Annotated in this window: 12 protein-coding genes and 2 rRNA genes; 4 read left to right on the top strand and 10 right to left on the bottom strand. The window is 58.7% G+C overall.

Features of this window, described 5'->3' with window-relative positions; translation table 11 throughout:
* Positions 1-58: 58 nt before the first annotated feature.
* The 5 genes from AAAX32_RS06060 to uvrA form a co-directional block, all read right to left on the bottom strand.
* Positions 59-1,672 carry an ABC transporter substrate-binding protein gene (locus AAAX32_RS06060; protein WP_195363241.1) on the bottom strand — a complete coding sequence of 538 codons (1,614 nt, stop codon included), beginning with the start codon at positions 1,670-1,672 and terminating at the stop codon, positions 59-61.
* A gap of 365 nt (positions 1,673-2,037) precedes the next feature.
* Positions 2,038-3,978, bottom strand: coding sequence for an excinuclease ABC subunit UvrC (uvrC, locus tag AAAX32_RS06055; protein ID WP_022094869.1), 1,941 nt, complete (start codon positions 3,976-3,978; stop codon positions 2,038-2,040).
* Positions 3,979-3,984: 6 nt separating this feature from the next.
* Positions 3,985-5,667, bottom strand: a complete 1,683-nt coding sequence (gene murJ / locus AAAX32_RS06050; RefSeq protein ID WP_022094868.1) for a murein biosynthesis integral membrane protein MurJ — start codon at positions 5,665-5,667, stop codon at positions 3,985-3,987.
* 3 nt (positions 5,668-5,670) lie between these two features.
* A complete protein-coding gene (gene ybaK / locus AAAX32_RS06045; RefSeq protein WP_006236166.1) occupies positions 5,671-6,171 on the bottom strand; it encodes a Cys-tRNA(Pro) deacylase in 501 nt (166 codons plus the stop codon).
* 132 nt (positions 6,172-6,303) lie between these two features.
* Positions 6,304-9,183, bottom strand: coding sequence for an excinuclease ABC subunit UvrA (uvrA, locus tag AAAX32_RS06040; RefSeq protein ID WP_196033316.1), 2,880 nt, complete (start codon positions 9,181-9,183; stop codon positions 6,304-6,306).
* A 193-nt stretch (positions 9,184-9,376) separates the two neighbouring features.
* Here uvrA and AAAX32_RS06035 point away from each other — a divergent pair, with 193 nt between their 5' ends.
* From AAAX32_RS06035 to AAAX32_RS06020, 4 genes are all read left to right on the top strand, one after another.
* Complete coding sequence (locus AAAX32_RS06035; RefSeq protein ID WP_196033318.1) at positions 9,377-11,530, top strand: alkaline phosphatase family protein; 2,154 nt, start codon at positions 9,377-9,379, stop codon at positions 11,528-11,530.
* 145 nt (positions 11,531-11,675) lie between these two features.
* Positions 11,676-12,506: an Mrp/NBP35 family ATP-binding protein gene (locus AAAX32_RS06030; protein WP_006236172.1), complete on the top strand. Its 831-nt coding sequence runs from the start codon at positions 11,676-11,678 to the stop codon at positions 12,504-12,506.
* A complete protein-coding gene (locus AAAX32_RS06025) occupies positions 12,507-13,778 on the top strand; it encodes an NAD(P)/FAD-dependent oxidoreductase (protein WP_349100293.1) in 1,272 nt (423 codons plus the stop codon).
* An 80-nt stretch (positions 13,779-13,858) separates the two neighbouring features.
* The gene (locus AAAX32_RS06020; RefSeq protein WP_148332790.1) at positions 13,859-15,499 is read left to right on the top strand and encodes an FAD-dependent protein; all 1,641 of its coding nucleotides are present in this window, start codon (positions 13,859-13,861) and stop codon (positions 15,497-15,499) included.
* 65 nt (positions 15,500-15,564) lie between these two features.
* On the opposite strand, the gene uvrB is transcribed toward AAAX32_RS06020, so the two are convergent.
* The 5 genes from uvrB to AAAX32_RS05995 form a co-directional block, all read right to left on the bottom strand.
* The gene (gene uvrB / locus AAAX32_RS06015) at positions 15,565-17,805 is read right to left on the bottom strand and encodes an excinuclease ABC subunit UvrB (RefSeq protein ID WP_035138903.1); all 2,241 of its coding nucleotides are present in this window, start codon (positions 17,803-17,805) and stop codon (positions 15,565-15,567) included.
* A 51-nt stretch (positions 17,806-17,856) separates the two neighbouring features.
* Positions 17,857-18,438, bottom strand: a complete 582-nt coding sequence (locus AAAX32_RS06010; protein WP_138339861.1) for a lytic transglycosylase domain-containing protein — start codon at positions 18,436-18,438, stop codon at positions 17,857-17,859.
* Entirely contained in the window at positions 18,431-19,072 is a 642-nt protein-coding gene (coaE, locus tag AAAX32_RS06005) for a dephospho-CoA kinase (RefSeq protein WP_138339863.1), read from the bottom strand. Before coaE ends, AAAX32_RS06010 begins: the two co-directional genes overlap by 8 nt.
* Before the next feature lie 192 nt (positions 19,073-19,264).
* A 5S ribosomal RNA gene (gene rrf, locus AAAX32_RS06000) occupies positions 19,265-19,380 on the bottom strand.
* Between the two features lie 145 nt (positions 19,381-19,525).
* Positions 19,526-21,791: ribosomal RNA gene (locus tag AAAX32_RS05995) — 23S ribosomal RNA — on the bottom strand; the annotation flags it as partial.

The following is a 21,791-nucleotide window of genomic DNA, read 5'->3' as shown; positions in this document are numbered from 1 at the left end:
TTTCAACTATGAGGACGTTGCCTTACGACCGACGCCCCACATATGACTCAAACGAGTCTTAGGCCTTGACGGTCGCGACGCCCCTGAAGGACATGCTCGTCGTGCCGATGCCCTTGAAGCCATCGAGGGCCTCGCCGTTGGGCGCGGTAGACGGATCGTCCCAGGAAGCGGAGACGGTCTTGACGTGGACAACGGGGTACAGAACAGCGTTGTCGGCGATGATGTCGAAGCACTCGTTCCACTTCTTCTGCTGCTCGTCGCCCTCGGCGGCAAGAGCCTCGTCCATGAGACCGTGGAGCTTCTCCCACTCAGCGGACTCCTTCCACGGGCAACGGGTCTGCATCCAGACGTTGTCGCCGTACCACCAGTTGAGCAGCAGGTCGGGGTCAGCGCCGAAGCAGGACGGATCGCCAGGGGCAAGGAGGATATCGTAGGCCTCGCCGCCGTCGATGGCAGCGTAGGTGGCCGGCGAGGTATCGGTCTGGATGGTCACCTCGAAGCCGAGAGCGTCGAGGTCGTTCTTGACCTGGGCGGCCATGCCCTTAATCTGCTCGTTGTCGGTGGTGCGCAGGGTGATGGCACCCGGGGTGATGCCGGACTCCTCGATGAGCTTCTTGGCCTTCTTGGCGTCGGTCTTGTACACCGTGGAAGCCTCATGATAGTTGGTGAAGCTCTTGGGCAGGTAGCAGCTGGCAGCGGTGGCAAGGCCGGCGAAGGTGTTGGTGATCATCTTCTCGGTGTCGAGCGCGTACATGACGGCCTGACGGACCTTGACGTTGTTCCAAGGCTCCTTGGCGACGTTGAACATGATGAAGCGGGTGCCGAAGCCCTGGACGTTGTCGATCTTGCAGCCAGCGCTCTCGAGCTGGTCGACGGCGTCAGCGGTGACGAGCTCCATAACGAGCGTGGAGCCTTCCTGCTGGGCGGTAACGCGAGCGGTGGGGTCGGTCAGGATGCTGTACTGGATCTTCTTATCCTCGGCAGCATACTCACCGTTGTACTCGGGGTTGGGAACCAGGGTGATCTCGGTATCGGAGATAGAGTCGTACATCCAGGGGCCGGAACCGATCGGCTGCTTGGCGCGATCCTCCTCGGACTGAGTAGCCGGGGTAACACGGATGATGGCCAGACGATCCTTGAGCAGGGAGAAGTTGGGGACCTTGGTCTTGACCGTTACAGTGCTGGCATCCTTGGCCTCGATGGACTCGAAGGGCTGGAAGAACGGAGCATAGGTAGCGGAAGCAGCGCAAGCGGTGTAGGAAGCGACGACGTCGTCAGCAGTGACCTCGGTACCATCGGAGAACTTGGCGCCCTTGCGGATGGTGACCTCGAAGGTAGTGTCGTCCACGGACTTGGGATCGTCGGTGGCGAGCTCGTTGAAGGTGCTGTAGTCGTGGTAATCGATGCCGTAGAGACCCTCGACGACGTGCCAGTTAGCACCCAGGCCCACAGCGGAGCCGGTGCTGGCGGGATCGAAGCTGGACGGAGCGTAAGCGGAACCAGCGGTAATCACACCGCCGCCACGGTTGGCGGAATCGGCGGAACCGGAAGCGGAACCCTCGTCGTTGGAGCTGCCACCGCAGCCGGTGAGACCAAGCCCTGCGACAGCAGCGACGCTGCCGGTGAGGCCGAGGAACGAACGCCTGGACATACCCTTGTTGATGATGGCCATGTCTTCTCCTATCAATAGAGAATCTTACCCGGGAGCACCTAGACTTGCCCCCGCGCAACTTGCGGACGATATATACCTTACCTACCGACGAACCCAACTGAGGTGCCGCGCTCGGCGACCGATACATACATACGCTTGAACGGTATTTACTACCGTTCACCGAATTCATTGACAAACGATTCGCCAGACAGTATGTATCGACGAGGTGAGATATCAGTCATCGTCAACCCGCAGGATAGCAGGGTTGTTCACCATGGCTAGTCAAACGTTTTAGCGTTAATAAAACCCGAAATCGACAGGTAATCGCCGCGAAATAAATGATTGAAAATCGGCCAATCATGTATATCAGTTGTTTAGAAGCACGTTTAGTTTTCGGAACGGTTGGCCGATGCCTGGGCGCGTTCGGCATTCCATGCAACAAGTGCCTCGTGGACCGCTTTGGCGACATCGGCCGGAACGCCTCGAACTTCCGCGATCTCTTGCTCGCTCGCCGCGCGCAAACGCTTCATCGAGCCAAAATGGCGCATAAGGGCACGTTTTCTGGTGGGTCCCACGCCTGGAACGTCATCGAGTACCGAAACCGTCATGGCTTTATCGCGCAATTCGCGATGGAACGTGATGGCAAAACGGTGCGATTCATCGCGCACCTGTTTGATTAGATAGAGCGACGCGGACCCGGTCGGAAGCACGACTGGAGTCTCGTCCCAAGGCACGAAAACCTCCTCATCGGCCTTTGCCAAGCCACAAACTGGTATATCGAGCCCAAGAGCCTCAAGTTGCTTGATCGCAGCGGTCAATTGCGGCTTACCGCCATCGACAACGAGCAAATCGGGGCGCGATCCAAAGCGCTCGTCGGCCATGCGCTCGGGAGCATAGCGTCGTCCCAAAACCTCGGACATCGACACGAAGTCGTTTGCCTCGTCCAATTCGGCCTGAATTTTAAAACGACGGTACTGGCTCTTGTCGGCGCGTCCGTTGGTAAACACCACCATCGAGGCGACGGTAAAGGTTCCGTGCAGCGTCGAGATATCGAAGCACTCGATACGCATCGGCGGCGCTGGCAGCGCCAGCGCGCTTTCGAGCTCCAGGAGCGCCTGATTGGTGCGGTCGTCAGCGTACCCCGTTCGCATCATGTAGCGCATGAGGGCATGGCGCGCATTTTTGGATGCCATATCGAGCAAACGGTGCTTTTCGCCACGCTGCGGCCTATGGAGATGGCAGGAACGCTCGCGCTTGCCCGCAAGCCATTCCCCCAGCGCCTCCGCATCCTCAAGCTCGACGGAAAGGTTGACCTCAGCTGGAATATCAGCCGTCTCGTCGTAATAGCGCTTAAGAAAGCCCGACTGGAGCTCTTCCTCGTCAACATCAAGACCCTTGTCGAGAATGAACTCGCAGGTGCGAACTGTTCGGCCCTCGCGAACGACGAAGACGCAAGCGGCGGAGATGGTCTCCTCGCGATAGAACCCGATGACATCGATATCGACACTGGAGGGAAAAACGACTTGCTGACGATCGTCCAGACCCCTGATGACCTCCAAACGACGTTTGACGCGTGCCGCGCGCTCAAAGTCGAGCGCCTCGGCGGCATCCGTCATCTCGGAGGTCAGCTCATCGACGACATCCTTGCGATGGCCCGACAAAAAGCGCTCGACACGCTTGACGTTCTTGGCATAGTCTGCCGGGGAAATCGCGCCGACACACGCACCCGGGCCGCGCCCGACATGGTAGTCAAAGCAGGGACGCCCGTTTTGCGCGCAAATCATATTGACGATGTCTTCCTCGCCCTTGTGGGACTCAACGATACGGCGACAACGACGCCACTCCGCACAGGATGCGGAGCAGATGGGAATAACCTTGCGCAGCGTATCTATCGTCTCACGTGCCGCACGGCTATCGGTATAGGGTCCAAAATAGCGCGTTCCCGGCTTATGACGCTCACGCGTATATTTGATAGCGGGATACAGGTCGCCCTTTGTAATGGCGATAAAGGGGTAGCTCTTGTCATCCTTGAGGTCGACGTTAAAGTACGGATGGTACTGACCAATCAAATTGCGCTCGAGCACCAACGCCTCATGCTCGGTCTCCACCACGATATAGTCAAAGCTCGCCACCAGCTGCATCATCAGCGGAATCTTTTGACGCTCATCCTGCAGTGTCACGTATTGACGCATGCGGGCGCGTAGGTTTTTCGCCTTGCCCACGTAGATGACATCGCCCTTGGCATCCTTCCAAAGGTAGCATCCGGGCTGTGTGGGAACGCGCGAAACCTGCTCGGCAAGCGTTGGAATGTTGTCGTGACCGGCCACGCGCACCTACTTGCGACGAAGCAGCGCCGAGACCTCGGGCATCTTAAGGACGACGGCAAGGCCAAAGGTAACAGCAAGCGAGACGACACCCGCAACGCAAACATAGCCAAGAGTAATCAGAATCGAACCGCCAAGCGCCCCGACAAAGTGCTCAAGCGCCCACATGACGCCGGCGCCTGCGGCAGCACCCAGGCCACCGAGCAAAAGGCCAAAGAAACCGCCATGTAGGATAGATTTGACCTGAAGGCCACGCAGACGACGACGCAGCCACCACAGCGAACAACCGACCAAGATCACGTAGTCGACGACATACGAAAGCGCGATTGCCGGCATGCCGAAGCCCAGCACAACGCCAAATAGCAGAACCGAGCCGGCCTGGCCGATGGCAGAATACAGGCAATAGCGACTATAGGGCTTCATGTCGAGCAAGGCAGAGAAGCTCTTCTGCATCAACACGACCACGCCGTAGAGCGGCAGCGAGAGCGCCAGGTAGACAAGGTACTCGGACACCAGCGTCACGCCGGATTCATCGAACTTGCCAGCACAGTAGATCATGTTGAGCGGACGCGCGAAGACAATCAGGTACAGCGCGAACGGAATCAGGAAGAACAGCATCTGGGCGACGCCACGCGAAATGCCCGTGCGAACGCTGTCGTAATCCTTCTCCTGCGCGTCGTGAGAGAGCTCGGTATAGAGCGCCGTCGAAAGCGAGGCGGCAATCAGCGCGTAGGGCAGCGTGTACCACAGGCGCGCATAGGCGATGACGGAAGGACCAGTCTCGGGCTGGACCACCAGCGCGGCAGCGTTGGTGATAGAAGTCGAGACAAACATGCACACCGTGGCGAGCAGCGTCGGGATACCGAGCGCAATCGTCTGCCGCAGTGCGGGGTCCTTAAAGTCGATATGGATATGGGGGTGCACGCCGTGCTTGCCAAGCGCGGGGATCTGACATGCCATCTGAACAAAGACACCGAGGGTCGTACCGGCCGCAATCAAGATGATGCCGGCACGTTCGCCAAACTGTGCGGACACGGGCGCAAAACCCATAAAGCTCGCAATGACGATCACATTGTTGAGGACCGGAGCAAACGTCGACCAGAAGTAGTCGCGGTGTGCGTTGAGAACGCCCGAGAACACCGAGCCCAAACCATAAAACAGAATCTGGATGGCAAAGAAACGGAACATGAACGCAGCGGTATCCATGCTGCCGCCGTCACCCGAAAGGAACGATTGCGTCCAGATAAAGCCCGGGGCGAACACGGTCCCCAGCAACGAAATGCCACCCAGCACCAAAAGCAGAATGCCGAGCAGGTTGCCCACGTACTCGTTTGAGGCCTCGCGACCCTGCTCACGCCTCACGCCCATGTACACGGGCAAAAACGCCGTCACGAGCATGCCGCCCATCACGAGTTCGTAGAGCATATTGGGCAGGTTGTTGGCGACCTGATAGGAGGACGAGAGTAGCGACATGCCGATAGCGGCCGCCATTGCCCACGTGCGGATAAAACCGGTGACGCGAGACACGATAGTCAGGATGGTCATAAGCCCGGCGGAACGACCAACCGTGGAGTAGTCCGACGAGCCCATGTCGTCAGTGTCATCTCGCGACGAAGAAGCTTCGGATGAGGGTGTCTGAGGCGCAGATTCTTTTGCAAAATGAGCTCCGCGCTTCAATTCTTCCTGCGGCATCGCTCAGTCCTCTCTCGTAATCGCGGCAACCGTCGCCCCGCAAAATGCAATTAAATCATCGGGTGCAAGCTCGAGCTGATAACCACGCTTGCCTCCCGAAATAAAAATGGTATCCCAAAGGACACATGTCTCATCAATGAGCGTCCGGTAGCGTTTTTTCATACCGACCGGGCTGCAGCCGCCGCGAACGTAGCCAGTCGCCGCAAGCAAATCCTTCACATGCATCATGGCCAAGGACTTCTCCCCCGCGGCACGCGCGGCGGACTTTAGATCGAGCTCGTCGGCAACAGGGATGCAGCACACGACATAGTCGTTGGACGGTGTCACACAGACCAAAGTCTTAAATCCTTGACCGGGCTCCTCGCCAAGCTGCTCCGAAATCGCGACCCCCAGGCCCACCGACTCATCGCCATCGTCTTCGTACGTATGTAGAACATAGGAAATGCCGGCGCTTTCCAGCTCGCGCATCGCATTGGTTTTTGGCGTCTTTACAGCCTTTGCCATGACATATCCTTTCCCTCGCATTCGGACGCAAGGATTAAGTATATGTCCAATTCGGCTGCATACGTCACTTCGGCACAGCAAGCGCCATCGAATCACAAGGAGTCGATGGCGCCCATAAACTGAATCGCCTATTTATTGAGCATCAAGTTGAGCCTGGCGCTCCCGGTCACGCCTGAGCAACGGCGCCAAAAACTTGCCCGTATAACTCTGCGGACAGTCCGCAACCTGCTCCGGTGTACCCGAAACCACGACGGTTCCGCCGCCGTTACCGCCCTCGGGACCCATATCGATCAGGCGGTCGGCAACCTTGATGACATCAAGGTTGTGTTCAATCACCAGCACCGTGTTGCCCGCATCGACCAAGCGCTGCAGTACATCGAGCAGCTGGCGGACGTCCTCAAAATGAAGGCCGGTCGTCGGCTCGTCCAAAATATAGAACGTCTTGCCCGTCTGGCGTCGATGAAGCTCCTTGGCGAGCTTTACACGCTGCGCCTCGCCGCCCGAAAGCGTCGTGGCGGGCTGGCCCAGGCTCACGTAGCCCAAGCCTACATCGTACAGCGTCTGGAGCTTGCGCTTAATCTGCGGGATATTCCCAAAGAAGGCCAGCGCCTCGGTAACGCTCATGTCGAGCACGTCCGAGATGGTCTTGCCACGATAGGTGACCTCGAGTGTCTCGCGGTTGTAGCGTTTACCGCCGCAAACTTCGCAGGGAACGTAGATATCGGGAAGGAAGTGCATCTCGATCTTGATCTGTCCGTCGCCCTTGCACGCCTCACAGCGCCCGCCACTCACATTAAAGGAGAAACGACCTGGCGAGTAGCCGCGCGCCTTCGACTCCGGCGTACTCGCAAACAGTGCGCGAAGATCATCCCACAGGCCGATATAGGTAGCAGGGTTGGAACGCGGCGTGCGGCCAATCGGCGACTGGTCGATATCGATAACCTTATCGATACACTCGATGCCCTCGATTTTCTTATACGGACCCACAGGGCGCGTCGAGCGGTGAATGGCATTCGTAAGGGCAGGCGCAATGGTGTCGGTAACTAGGGAGCTCTTGCCCGATCCCGACACGCCGGTAACAACCGTAAGCGTACCAAACTCGATCTTGGCAGTAACGTTTTTGAGGTTGTTGGCTCGAGCGCCCGTAATTTTAAGGCAGCCGCGACCGGGTTTGCGCCGTTCATCAGGCACCCGGATCATTCGTTTGCCGGTCAGATAAGCGCCCGTCATCGACTCAGGACACGCCATGATATCGGCAGGCGTTCCCGCCGCGACTACGTGTCCGCCGTTGACGCCGGCGCCGGGCCCCATGTCGATCACGTAGTCGGCGGCACGGATTGTATCCTCGTCGTGTTCGACGACGATAACGGTATTGCCGATATCGCGCAGGCGCTCGAGCGTCTTGATCAGGCGCTCGTTGTCACGCTGATGAAGACCGATCGAGGGCTCATCCAGAATATAGAGCACGCCCATGAGACCCGCGCCGATCTGCGTTGCCAGTCGAATACGCTGTGCCTCGCCACCGGAAAGCGTCGCCGAAGCACGATCGAGCGTCAGATAGTCGAGTCCAACATCGACCAGAAAACGCAAGCGCTCCAGGATTTCCTTGACGATACGGCCGCCGATAAACCGTTGACGCTCGGTAAGTTCCAAGCCCTCAAAAAACTCGAGCGACTCACGGCACGACAGGCAACAAACCTCGTAAATGGACTTGCCGCCCACGGTGACGGCGAGCATCTCAGGGCGCAAACGAGCGCCGTGGCAGCTCGAGCACGGTTCCTCGCGAATGTACTTCTCCAGGCGCGCCTTGGTGTTCTCGTTCGTCGTCTCGGCATAGCGTTCGTACAGGATGTTGCGAACGCCCGAAAACTTTGTATCCCACTGGCTACGACGTCCGTCGAGCTTTTGGTAGTCGACCGAGATCTTCGTATCGCCCAGGCCATCCAAGAATGCACGACGCACGCGAGGGGGCAAGTCCTCCCACGGCGTATCGGCGCTCACCTTAAAGTGTTTGCAGACCGCAGCAAAAATCTGCGGATAGTAGTTCGAATTGCCAAACAGGCTACCAAAGACTCCGTCGGCAATGGACTTCGAGGGGTCCTCAATCAGCGCCTCGGCATCAACGGTTTTCTTAAAGCCCAGGCCGTCGCACTCAGGACATGCGCCATAGGGAGCGTTGAACGAAAAATCACGCGGCTGAAGATCGTCAATGGAGTGTCCATGCTCCGGGCACGCCAAGGCCAACGAATACTCCAGCAGTTCGCCCTCGGTCCCCTCGGGAGCATCGCGATCGGGCAGCATGTACACGTTTACATTGCCGTGCGCCAAGGCAGTCGCCTGTTCAACAGACTCGGCGATGCGGCCCAGAGAGTTTTCCCGAATCACGATGCGGTCGACCACGACCTCGATATCGTGCTTGAACTTCTTGTCCAGATCGATCGGATCGTCGAGCGAGCGCACTTCACCGTCGACACGCACGCGGCTAAAGCCCTCGGCGCGAAGGTCCTCAAACAGTTTGGTGTACTCGCCTTTTCGCCCGCGCACCACCGGTGCCAGCACAAACGCGCGGCGGCCCTCCCCCGCCGCCAAGACCTTGTCGGCAACCTGGTCGGTCGTCTGACGCTCAATGACGCGGCCGCATTCGGGGCAGTGCGGGGTGCCCACACGGGCGAACAGCAGGCGCAGATAGTCATAAATCTCGGTTACGGTGCCAACCGTCGAGCGAGGGTTTTTAGACGTCGTCTTTTGGTCAATCGACACCGCCGGCGAAAGGCCGTCGATTGAATCCAAGTCGGGTTTGTCCATCTGGCCCAAGAACTGGCGCGCATAGCTCGAAAGGCTCTCAACGTATCGACGCTGGCCCTCGGCATAGATAGTGTCAAATGCCAGCGAACTCTTGCCCGAGCCAGAAAGACCGGTAATGACCACGAGTTGGTCACGCGGAATGGAAACATCGATATCACGGAGGTTGTGCTCACGAGCGCCGCGAATAACGATAGAAGAATCAGACATGGAAGCTCCTTGCCTCCTATTGCATCGAATCATACTGTCGATGAGTTTAGCGCACTCGACGCGCACAGATGTTCGTAATACAAGATTCGCAGACCTTTAGCTTTGCGTATCGGGCGCTTTGTTTCTCGAAATGCCGTGGAAAGGTTACAGTAATCTAATACTGAACTTAATTTGCCGTAACAGAGGAACGTCCATGACCGAAGATATCCCCCTTGAAATCACTTCGAGTGACATGGCCAATCTGCCCATATTCATCGCCATCCTTATCGTGGCCACCGTCGTCGTGCGCGTGTATTTTTCAATCAAACACAATGAAAAGCCACCCATTGCCCGCGTCTTTTGGTGCGCGACGCTCCTCATCCCGCTCGGCATGGTAGCTGCATGGATTACGAATCAATTGCTCGTAAATGAGGACAGTTCCCTATGGGTCCTTTCTTATTCGGCGCTCGGTGCTGCCGCCGTCATACTTCTTGTCGAGCCCTTGGTTTCGGGACTTATCGACCAAACCGATCTTGCGACGGGAACGGTTGCCTGTATTTGCCGTGACATCCTTGTCATCGCCGCTGTTTCAGCGCTCTCGTTCGTTTCACTCGAAATTGCCTGCAACGAAACGTTCTATCGCATTCCCGCCAACTCATTCGGGTTTTCCGTCGGGCTGCTCGCGACGGTTCTGCTCTCCCTTTATTTGCTGGGACAGCGTCATGGAGGCGTCATGGCCCTCGTGCCCGTCGCCTGCTGCATCCTTGGCATTGCCGAGCACTTCGTCATAACGTTTAAAGGCGAAGCCATCCTGCCAAGCGATATCTTGGCCCTTGGCACCGCAATGGAGGTGAGCGAGGGATACGAGTTTACCTTTACCGCCGGAATCGTAACCTCTCTCGCCCTGCTGGAGATTTCCCTGGGGCTTCTTTCGCTTATCCGTCCGCGAAAGCTCCGTACGCCCACCCATGTCTTCCCCGCAATCGCCGCTAACCTCTGTGCTTTTCTGTTAGTGACCGTTGTGGGGCTCTCGGGCTTTTCCAGCATCGACTTGGAGCAGGCGCTGAATTTTGGATTTGACCGTTGGCAGCCCATCACCACATATGCGTCTCAGGGTTTTATCACTTCGTTCACCGAAATGGTCAACGAGTTGCCCATTGAGAAGCCCGAAGACTATACGCCCGATGAGGCGCAGAGCATCGAGCAGGAGCTCGCCGCCACCTACGACAGCACGTATGGCTCGAGCGAGCAGCGCGCGGCGGCCGTTGCCCAGTTCAATGAAATCAAGCCGACGATTGTTGCCGTCATGAATGAGAGTTTTAGCGACCTTTCGTGCTTTGAGCAGCTCCAGGCGGCCGGGTACACCGGCCCCGCATTCTACAACTCGCTTCCCGACACACTTGTTCGCGGCACCATGCTCGCTTCGGTCGCCGGTGGCGGAACGGCGAACTCCGAATTCGAATTTTTGACCGGAGCGACAACGGCCTTTGTCGGATTAGGCAAAATCCCCTATCAGCTATATCAGATGAATGGCGTCGACAGCCTGGCAAAGGACCTTAAGGAGCTTGGGTATACCGCTACCGCTATGCACCCGCAAAACCCCGTCAACTACCATCGAGATAAAATCTATCAGCAGCTGGGCTTTGGAGACTTTCTTTCAATCGGCGATTTCGAAGGTGCGCCCTGTTACCATGCCGGCGTATGCGACTACGCCACCTACGACAAGATACTCGACCTGCTTAGAACCGACGAAGCCCCGCAGTTCATCTTTGACGTCACGATGCAAAATCATGGCGGCTACGACTATGGCACCGTTCCCGCCGAGGAGCTTACAAACTATTGGGTCGAGGGAGCCAGCGAGGGTGCCAATAGCGCGCTCAACACCTATCTTACCTGCATCAACGCATCCGACCGGGACCTCGAGTACTTTATCAACGAGCTCCGCAATATCGGCAGACCGGTTGTCCTTGTCTTTTTTGGCGACCATCAGCCGAGCGCCGCAACGACTCTCAACGACGAGCTGTACCCTCAGGAAGATACGGCAAGCCACGCTTTCCGTATCTATCAGTCGACATATTTTGTCTGGGCTAACTATGAAATCGCCGGCAATACCGAGCTCAACGTCTACGACACCGTCGGGGCAAACGAGGTTGCAGCCATTACCCTTAATAAGATCGGCGCCCCGCTCACCGACTATCAAAAGGCTCTGCTTGCAACAAGGTCAGATGTGCCCACCATCAATGTCGCCGGCTACCTCGGTACCGACGGGCTGCGCTACGACTTGGAATCTGAAGACAGCCCATACGCCTCGACGATCAACAAGCTGCAGCGCATGCAATACCTCGAGTTCGCCAGCAAAGTTCAGTAAGCCCGCCCATTCGCTTGGACCCATCGTATTGCAAGCACGCTCGGCCCAAATGCATCGTAAATGACTCCCGCTCGCAAACGAGGGTACAATGACGCTCGTGTCACATCACGGGGCCCCGGCCCCAACATATACAAAGGAGTCATACATGGGTTGCGAGCACGCACAGGCCGCCGGCGGACAAACGTCGCCGTCGCAATTTGAGGAGAATACGCTGTCCGAGGTCAAACGCGTCATCGCCGTGCTTTCCGGCAAGGGCGGTGTCGGCAAGTCGTTTGTCACCGGTGCCATCGCCACCGAGCTTGCCCGTCACGGCCACAAGGTCGGCGTCCTCGATGCCGACATCACCGGTCCCTCTATCCCCAAGATGTTCGGTATGAGCGGACGCCACGTCCATGCCCTTGGCAACCTCATGCTGCCTGAAATCTCCGAGCACGGCGTCAAGGTCATGAGCTCCAACCTTCTGCTCCAAAACGAGACCGACCCCGTCCTTTGGCGCGGTCCGGTCATCGCAGGCGCCATCAGGCAGTTCTGGAGCGAGACCTCGTGGGGCCCCATCGACTACCTGCTGGTCGACATGCCTCCGGGAACAGGCGACGTCGCGCTCACCGTCTTCCAGTCACTGCCCGTCGACGGCATCGTCATCGTCACGAGCCCGCAGGATCTGGTCTCGATGATTGTCGCCAAGGCGGTCAACATGGCCGAGAAGATGAACGTCCCCATTCTGGGCATCGTCGAGAACATGAGCTATATTGAGTGCCCCGACTGCGGCAAGAAGATCGAGGTCTTTGGCAAGAGCAAGCTCCCCGAGGTCGCAGAGCGCTATAACCTCGACATCTTGGGCACGCTTCCCATTAATCCGGCACTCGCCGAGGCCTGCGATAAGGGCGAGGTTGAGACCGCGCTGCCCGATGGCATGTTGCCCAAGGCAGTCTCTGCCGTCGAGGCTATTACCCCGCACGAGACCGACGAGGCCTAAGTGAACACGAGCGCCTTCTATGACGTCCTGGTAATCGGCGGCGGGGCTTCAGGCCTCGCCGCCGCCATTACGGCCGCACGTGCTGGCAAAAGCGTCTGCATCGTTGAGCGCGATGTCGCCTGCGGCCTTAAGCTCCTTGCGACCGGTAACGGCCGCTGCAACCTCTCCAACGAATCGATTGATCCTCAGCGGTATAACCACCCCGCATTCGTCGAATCTGTCATGGGCCCCCAACCCGAACAAGAGCTTATGGGTTTCTTCTCCTCGCTGGGCATCATGACAACCTCCGAGGAAGGCCGACTGTACCCGCGCTCCCTTCGCGCCGAATCGGTGCGCGACGCGCTTCTCAACGTTTGCGACCGCCTAGGTATCACCTTAATCTGCGGAGCCAACGTTGCCTCGGCGCACAAAGCTTCCGAAGGTTGGACACTCCAAATAGACCGTCCAGCGCGGGCACTCAAGGCAAAGAAGCACGACGACCGAAAATCGGAGCTCCGCTCGCTTCGGAAAGCGCTCGCCAATGTCCCTCGCAAGAACGAGGCCCTGCAGGCACATGCCGTAATTATCGCCACGGGCGGCAACCCCACCGGTATCGCCGATACGTTTCGCCTCCCCCTCACTTCGCTGCGCCCCATCCTCTGCCCCGTATCGGCAACGGTCGTCGGCGATCGGGCGGCACTCAAGACGTTGGATGGCCTGCGCGTCCGCGCCCGCTTGACGCTCGCCCGCAATCATAATGAGCTCTGGCACGAAGACGGTGAAGTCCTGTTTCGAACCTTCGGTATCTCGGGCGTCGTTGCCTTCAACCTCTCCCGTCGTATCCAGCGCGGCGATACGATCCTGCTCGACGTTTTCCCCGACCTCTCCAAAGTCGAGCTGCTCGATATGCTCAACCGGCGCGTTGAGCTGCTCGGCGGCTTTTCGCCCCGCGATCCCCGTTGGCTCGACGGCATGCTCGCCCCGCAACTCTCCCGCGTCGTCTGCACGACGTTCGAGCAGTGCCATCCAGGCTCCAACGATGTCATCCACCTGGTCTCAATCCTCAAACACTTTAAGTTGCTCGTCGAGGGAACAGCCGAGGAGCGCTCGGCGCAGGTCACGCGTGGTGGCGTATCTGTCGAGAGCATCTCAATACCCAGTCTACGCGCGCGCAGCGCTGTCGACGCCCCGCTTTACATCTGTGGCGAAGCGCTCGACATCGACGCCGATTGCGGAGGCTTTAACCTTGCGTGGGCCTGGCTCTCGGGCATTCGCGCCGCAAGCAGCCTGTAGCCGCGCAGTCTATAATCAAAAACGCATTCGGGCCGTCTGGGATACCGGACGGCCTCTTTCTTGCCTCTAAGGAGACCTCGATGATCGAAATCACCCAAGTCAACGCGTCGCTCGATGAAGCCGGCGATGAAAATGCCTGCCTCATTGTTGGCAAGCGAGTCGCCAAGCGCGTCCTACGTTGCAAGGACTCCGAGATCAAGTCCATCGAGCTCCACCGCAAGTCAATCGACGCTCGCAAAAAACGAGACGTCCATTTTATCCTGAGTTTTCGTGTTGAGCTGACTAGTCCCCACCTCGAGCGAGAAGCGGTCGACAGCGTCGCCGAGCGTGACCGCTCGCGCGTACGCGCGATAGAGGACGATGGGCCCTCATTCCCCTCCCCCGTCTCCGACGCACCTCAAGAACGCCCTGTCGTTGTCGGCGCCGGATGCGCTGGCCTTTTCGCTGCACTCACCCTTGCCGAAGCGGGTCTTAAGCCCTTGCTCATCGAGCGCGGCGACCCAGCATTTCGCCGCTCGCATGCGATCGATCTCTTTCTAAAGGAGCGCATCCTCGACCCCGAGAGCAATATCCAGTTTGGCCTGGGCGGCGCGGGGACCTTCTCGGACGGCAAGCTCAATACGGGAACCAAAAATCCCGCCCATCGCCTTATCCTCGAAACCTTCGTCGAGGCGGGCGCGCCCCGCGATATTCTGTGGGATGCCAAGCCGCACATTGGCTCCGACATCCTTCCCACGGTTGTCACCGCTATATCCCAGCGCATCGAGCAGCTCGGAGGTGTCGTCCGTTATCGAACAAAGCTCGTCGACATTCGCATCGACGCGTCTGGCGCCATCACCGGTATCGATGTCCAATCGTCCGAAGACGCCGCTTGCGAGCCAATCGAGACAAAGCACCTCATCCTCGCCTGCGGGCATTCTGCTCGCGATATTTTTGAGCTCCTTAAGGACCACAACGTGGCCCTCGCACAAAAGACCTTTGCCATGGGCGTTCGCATCGAGCATCCGCAGCGCGACATCGACCGAGCCCAATATGGAGCCTTGGCGGGACATCCTGCCCTCGGAGCAGCCCCCTACAAGCTCGTCGCCCATCTTCCCAACGGCCGCAGCGTGTTCTCGTTTTGCATGTGCCCCGGCGGGCAGGTTGTCGCCGCCTCTTCAGAACCGTGCCATCTGTGCGTCAACGGGGCCAGCCTCAATGCCCGCGACGGACGCAACGCAAATGCCGCCCTGCTCGTTAACGTCACGCCTGAGGACCTTCCCAACGATGACCCGCTCGCCGGCATCGAGCTCCAGCGCGCCTGCGAGGCGGCCGCCTATCGCCTGGGCGGTTCCAACTGGAACGCACCGGCACAACTCGTCGGAGATTTCCTCGCAGGACGCGCCAGCAAGGCACCCGGAAAGGTAAAGCCCACCTATCCGCTCGGTGTGACCTGGACGGCAATTGACGAAGCCCTGCCGCAGCATATCGTCGAGTCGCTCCGCCTGGGGCTTCCCCTACTCGGAAAAAAGCTACGAGGCTACGACCGCCCCGATGCCGTTCTTACCGGCGTGGAGACTCGTTCGAGCTCACCGATCACTGTCACCCGAGACCGAACGTGCCATGCCGTGTCGACCCCGGGCCTCTACCCTTGTGGTGAGGGAGCTGGATATGCCGGCGGCATCATGAGCGCGGCCACCGACGGCATCCGTTGTGCCGAAGCCCTGATCGCAGACCTCTAACGCACGAATTCCAGCGCGCAAAAGACACAGGCCCCGAGCCCCACAGGGAACTCGGGGCCTGTTCGCTATTTCTTAAACCGTGCACCCTGGCGTTTTCTGCCCGATGCGAACGTGGAACCCTTGCGGGCCTGCGAACGTAAGCGCTCGATCGTCTCGTCCTCAGACGCACCCTCGAGCATCGCCCGAATCTGAACGACGGCATCGCGCAGGCGCGCCGCCTCCTCAAAGTCCATGGCGGCAGAAGCGTTGCGCATATCCTCTTCCATAGTTTCGACGATCCGCACAAGCTCGTCATGCGGCAGTTCTTCCAACTGCTCCGCAAGTGTCTGCTCGGGTGCCACCGTTTCCGGCACGCCGCCCTCGCCCGACTCATCGGGCGTATAGAATGCGCCATGGCCAAGGGAGTCGCCCTTCGAGCGCCCCTTGGAACCCACGGTTTTTTCGGCTTCGGCAATAAAACTTGAGATGTCGTTGATGGCTTTGCGCACCGTCTTGGGCACAATGCCATGCTCTTCGTTATATGCCATCTGAATCTCGCGACGGCGCTGCGTCTCCTCGATGGCCTCTTTCATCGAATCGGTCACAACGTCCGCATACATGATGACTTCGCCATCGGCGTTACGGGCCGCGCGGCCAATCGTCTGAATCAGCGAACGGCGGTTGCGCAAGAAGCCTTCCTTATCGGCGTCGAGAATTGCCACCAGTGAGACCTCGGGAAGATCCAAGCCCTCGCGGAGCAGGTTGATGCCAACGAGAACATCGATCTTTCCCTCGCGCAGCGTTCGCAGGATCTCGACACGGTCCATCGTCGCTGTATCGGAGTGCATGTAATTGACCTTAATGCCCGCGTCGAGCAGATGGTCGGTCAGGTCCTCGGCCATGCGTTTGGTCAACGTGGTCACCAGCACGCGCTCTTTGCGTGCAACGCGCTCGCGAATCTCGTCCTCAAGATCGTCAATCTGACCGCGAACCGGACGCACATCGATCTTGGGATCGAGCAGACCGGTCGGACGAATAATCTGCTCAACGTCGTTCTGGCTAACCCGCAACTCGTAATCGCCCGGCGTGGCCGAAACATAGATAAACTGGGGTATCCTTGCCTCAAACTCATCGAAACGAAGCGGGCGGTTATCGAGCGCCGAGGGCAGGCGAAAACCGTGTTCCACCAGCGTCACCTTACGCGAGCGGTCACCTTCGTGCATGCCGCGAATCTGCGGCACCGTCACATGGCTCTCATCGATGATGCAGAGCATATCCTTGGGAAAGTAATCGATTAGGGTAAACGGCGGCTCACCCGGCTTGCGACCGTCCAGATGACGCGAGTAGTTCTCGATGCCATTGCAAAAGCCCATCGTCTCGAGCATCTCAAGATCATAATCGGTGCGCTGCTGCAGACGCTGCGCCTCGAGCAACTTGTCGGTCGCCTTGAGCTCCGCCACGCGCTTCTCGCACTCTTCGCTGATCGATTTCAGAGCCGCCTTGACCTTCGGCTTCTCGGTCACGTAGTGCGATGCCGGCCATACGGGGATGGCCTCGTACTCACGAAGCATCTCACCGGTGACCTCATCGATCTCGGCAATCAGCTCGACCTCGTCGCCAAAGAACTCAAACCGCAACGGATGCTCGGCATAAGGCGGATACACGTCGACAACATCGCCGCGCACGCGGAACGTGCCGCGTGCCAGGTCATAGTCATTGCGATCATATTGAATGTCGATAAGTGCATGGATAAAGTCATCGCGCTCGAGCGGCACCTTCTTGTCGACGTTTGGAGCCAGACCCGCATAGTCCTCAGGAGAGCCAATGCCATAGATACACGAGACCGATGCGACAACGATCACATCGCGTCGAGAGAGCAGCGATGCGGTCGCCTGATGGCGCAGCATCTCGACCTCTTCGTTAATCGAGGAGTCTTTCTCGATATATGTATCGCTTTGCGGCACATACGCCTCGGGCTGATAGTAGTCGTAGTACGAGACGAAGTAGACCACAGCGTTGTTGGGAAAGAACTCTTTGAGCTCGCTCGCAAGCTGAGCGGCGAGCGTTTTATTCGGAGCCATGACCAGCGTCGGCTTTCCCAGGGCCTCAATAGTCTTTGCCATCGTGAAGGTCTTGCCCGAACCAGTCACGCCCAGCAAAACCTGATAGCGGTCTCCGTCCCTCACGCCCTGCACAAGCGACTCAATGGCCTTAGGCTGGGAACCGGCAGGCTCATAGGGAGACACTACCTTAAACGGCACGTCAGAGCCTTCAACGCCAAAGCGCTTAAGTTCACCACCAACGCGTTCTACTTCAAATTCCGCCATGGATACTCCTAACTCATACATCTGCAGTATACGCAGGCGGAAGGCATAGTCCTATACGAACCGATCGGGATAGATGGTCTTGTAGCGAGCCCAGGCATTATTGACACGAATCAGATACGCCTGCGTCTCGGGAAAGGTAATTGCATTATGAAGCGACGTACCCTGCTGCGCCCATCCGTCGACATTGCCCATGCCGGCGTTATAGGCAGCAATGGCACTGTCAGTCGACCCGTTAAAATACGCTAGAAGATACGAAAGATACGCACAGCCAAACTCGATATTCGTAGCCGGATCGTTAAGGTTGTCGGCCGAATACTCGCCACCGTCGACAAGGCCCTTGGCGATCATATCCTGGGCAGTCTCGGGCATCAGCTGCATCAATCCCTGAGCACCTTGATTCGACTCGGCCTCGGGATCCCAATTCGATTCCGACTTAATGACAGCGCACACCAGATACGGATCCAGATTATGCGAAATACTGGATTGCTTTACATACGCCTCGTAGTCAATCGGATACAACGGCTTAAAGAAAGCGGCAGGAGCACACGAGTAAACGAATGAGATAAGGCCGAAGACAAAAACGGCAGCCAGCGGCATAAGGCGATACCACGCAAAGAAACGTGTCTTAGGCATCGGCATCCTCCTTATCCGCAGTGTCTATAAACCCGTGGCATGCAAGCCATGAGTCAAGCTGCTCAAAGAGCGAATTATCACCTGAGGCATTATCAATCACCGTTGTAGCGAGATTGCACAGCGCAGACTCATCGGGCTGACAAGCAGAACGGGCATCGAAATCAGATGGCTCCATGCCACGTTGAATAGCGCGCTCGCGACGAACTGACAAAGGGGCGCTGATGACCAAAATTTCATCAGCCAAGCCAAATGCATCCTCAAAACCAGTCGGAGCAGAAACCTCGACCACCGCAAAGCGATAACGAGGAGATGAAACCGTACAACAAACCGGATCGAGAATCCTAAGCGAAAGCTGTTCAATGAGGACAGGATGCACAATGCCATTGAGCCGTGCGACCGAATCAGGAGAAGCAAAAGCTCGAGAAGCGAGGATGCCGCGGCGAATGCCGCCTTCCTCATCCAAAATGTCCCAACCGAATTCATCCGCGAGTGTATTGACGATATCAGAGCCCGGCACATACAGCGATTTTGCAAGCTCATCCAGATCGATAAGCATAGCGCCACGAGATTCGAAATAGCGGCAGGCAGTCGACTTACCCGAAGCAATATTGCCCAAGACAAATACGGTAAACATCAAGCCCTCCCTAACGCCAATGCGAGTAATTATCGCTCAAATACACTAGATGGACTCAAAATACAGCCAAACAGTAAGAGCGTATACGGGGGAGCTAGGTCCCAAAGTACAACGTGTATATAACCCAAAAAAGGGGGAGGCCGCGAGGCCTCCCCCTTCTCAGTTCAAGCGTACGGCTCGGTGCCGTCCACCGGTCAGCGGCGCCCTGGCCTCCCACGGGCTGACCCCGCAGTACTCTCGGCGCGATGGGGCTTAGCTTCCGGGTTCGGAACGGGACCGGGCGTGCCCCCCATGCTCTGGCCGCTGACCGGTGGGCGGCGCCCACCGTTACGGTGTCCGGGTATCGCATACACGTGCCCTGGGGGCCGCATGGCGTATAGGGGAGATGACTCGGGGGCATCCTCGTGCCCGGACCGCGCGTGAGCGCTGGGTCCCGCGGGCCGCGAGGTGCGGTTCCGGAAGAGCTCGGGCGATTAGTGCGGCTCGGCTGAGGACGTCGCCGCCCTTGCACCTGCCGTCTATCGACCAGGTAGTCTACCTGGGCCCTTACCGGAAGGAGAACTAATCCCTGGAACGGCTTCCCGCTTAGATGCCTTCAGCGGTTATCCGCGCCGCACGCGGCTACCCGGCCGTGCCGTTGGTCGACAACCGGTTCACCGGAGGTGCGTCCACCCCGGTCCTCTCGTACTGGGGGCAGCCTCCATCGATTCTCCTGCGCCCACGGAGGATAGGGACCGAACTGTCTCACGACGTTCTGAACCCAGCTCGCGTACCGCTTTAAACGGCGAACAGCCGTACCCTTGGGACCTGCTCCAGCCCCAGGATGCGATGAGCCGACATCGAGGTGCCAAACCTTGCCGTCGATGTGGACTCTTGGGCAAGATCAGCCTGTTATCCCCGGAGTACCTTTTATCCGTTGAGCGACGGCCCACCCACTCGGGGCCGCCGGATCACTAGAGCCTGCTTTCGCACCTGCTCGGCTTGTGGGCCTCGCAGTCAAGCCCGCTTGTACTCTTGCATTCAAAAGGACGGTTGCCGACCGTCCCGAGCGGACCTTCGCGCGCCTCCGTTACCCTTTAGGAGGCGACCGCCCCAGTCAAACTGCCCGCCTGGCACGGTCCCCGAGCCGGTTGACGGCCTCGGGTTAGGACGCCGGTCGCGCGAGGGCAGTATTCCAAGGGCGGCTCCCCGGGGGCTGGCGCCTCCGGATCTTAGCCTCCTGCCTATCCTCTACACGCGGGACCAGCGGCCAATGCCAAGCTGCAGTGAAGGTTCACGGGGTCTTTCCGTCCTTCCGCGGGTAAGTCGCATCTTCACGACCAGTGCAATTTCACCGGGTCCATGGTCGAGACAGCGCCCAAGTCGTTGCGCCTTTCGTGCAGGTCGGAACTTACCCGACAAGGAATTTCGCTACCTTAGGACCGTTATAGTTACGGCCGCCGTTTACCGGGGCTTGGCTTCGGGGCTTCGCCGAATCGGCTAACTCCTCCGCGTGACCTTCCGGCACCGGGCAGGCGTCAGACCCTATACGTCGCCTTGCGGCTTCTGCAGAGTCCTGTGTTTTTGGTAAACAGTCGCTTGGGCCTCTCCACTGCGGCCCGCCTCCGCTCCCCGGGCAAGCCGGTTCACGTACGCGCGGGCACCCCTTCTCCCGAAGTTACGGGGCCATTGTGCCGAGTTCCTTGACCATGGTTGACCCGATCGCCTCGGTATGTTCTACCCACCCACCTGTGTCGGTTTGCGGTACGGGCGCGCACGCGCCTGCCTAGGGGTTTTTCTAGGGACCTCGGGCTCACTCGCTTCGCTCAGTCGCTTCGTCCGGAGCCTCGCCCTTCTGCGGACCGGATTTCCCTGGTCCGCGGGCCGCGCTCCATCACGGGGACGTCCAGAACCCCGCCGAGCCACCCCCATCCGTCGCCCCGTCGGTCGTAGCGCCGCGTGCGCGGTGCAGGAATGTCTGCCTGCTGCGCGTCGGCTACGCCTCCCGGCCTCGCCTTAGCCCCCGACTGACCCTGGGAGGATTAGCCTTGCCCAGGAAACCTCGGGTTCACGGCGGACGAGTTACTCTCTCGTCTCTCGCTACTCATGCCAGCATTCTCACTCCCATGCGCTCCACCGTCGGTCGCCCTCCGGCTTCTCCGCCCATGGGAAGCTCCCCTACCGATTCTGTAAATCAAAATCCCGCCGCTTCGGTGTCCAGCTTAGCCCCGTGTATTGTCGGCGCATGTCCACTCGACCAGTGAGCTGTTACGCACTCTTTGAATGGATGGCTGCTTCTAAGCCAACATCCTGGTTGTCTGGGCGGACGCACATCCTTTGCCACTCGGCTGGAACTTGGGGACCTTAGCGGGCGGTCCGGGCTGTTTCCCTCTCGAGCACACAGCTTAGCCCACATGCTCTGACTGCCGCGCTCTGGGCCGCCGGCATTCGGAGTTCGGTTGGATTCGGTAGGCGGCGAAGCCCCCTCGTCCATCCGGTGCTCTACCTCCGGCGGTGAACGCGCGACGCTAGCCCTAAAGCTATTTCGGGGAGAACGAGATATCTCCGGGTTTGATTGGCCTTTCACCCCTATCCGCAGGTCATCGCCGCCGTTTTCAACCGACGTGCGTTCGGCCCTCCACGGGGTCTTACCCCCGCTTCAGCCTGCCCACGGATAGCTCACCCGGCTTCGCGTCCGCGGCGCGGGACTCAAGTCGCCCTGTTAAGGCTCGCTTTCGCT

This window comes from Collinsella sp. CLA-ER-H3 (assembly GCF_040092425.1).
In the GTDB taxonomy this organism is placed as follows: domain Bacteria; phylum Actinomycetota; class Coriobacteriia; order Coriobacteriales; family Coriobacteriaceae; genus Collinsella.
This window is presented reverse-complemented; position numbering and strand designations above follow the sequence as displayed.

Excerpts from the sequence above, each read along its gene's own strand:
- AAAX32_RS06060 (WP_195363241.1), bottom strand. The coding sequence starts at position 1,672 with ATGGCCATCATCAACAAGGGTATGTCCAGGCGTTCGTTCCTCGGCCTC.
- murJ (WP_022094868.1), bottom strand. The coding sequence starts at position 5,667 with ATGCCGCAGGAAGAATTGAAGCGCGGAGCTCATTTTGCAAAAGAATCT.
- ybaK (WP_006236166.1), bottom strand. The coding sequence starts at position 6,171 with ATGGCAAAGGCTGTAAAGACGCCAAAAACCAATGCGATGCGCGAGCTG.
- uvrA (WP_196033316.1), bottom strand. The coding sequence starts at position 9,183 with ATGTCTGATTCTTCTATCGTTATTCGCGGCGCTCGTGAGCACAACCTC.
- AAAX32_RS06035 (WP_196033318.1), top strand. The coding sequence starts at position 9,377 with ATGACCGAAGATATCCCCCTTGAAATCACTTCGAGTGACATGGCCAAT.
- AAAX32_RS06030 (WP_006236172.1), top strand. The coding sequence starts at position 11,676 with ATGGGTTGCGAGCACGCACAGGCCGCCGGCGGACAAACGTCGCCGTCG.
- AAAX32_RS06020 (WP_148332790.1), top strand. The coding sequence starts at position 13,859 with ATGATCGAAATCACCCAAGTCAACGCGTCGCTCGATGAAGCCGGCGAT.
- uvrB (WP_035138903.1), bottom strand. The coding sequence starts at position 17,805 with ATGGCGGAATTTGAAGTAGAACGCGTTGGTGGTGAACTTAAGCGCTTT.
- AAAX32_RS06010 (WP_138339861.1), bottom strand. The coding sequence starts at position 18,438 with ATGCCTAAGACACGTTTCTTTGCGTGGTATCGCCTTATGCCGCTGGCT.
- coaE (WP_138339863.1), bottom strand. The coding sequence starts at position 19,072 with ATGTTTACCGTATTTGTCTTGGGCAATATTGCTTCGGGTAAGTCGACT.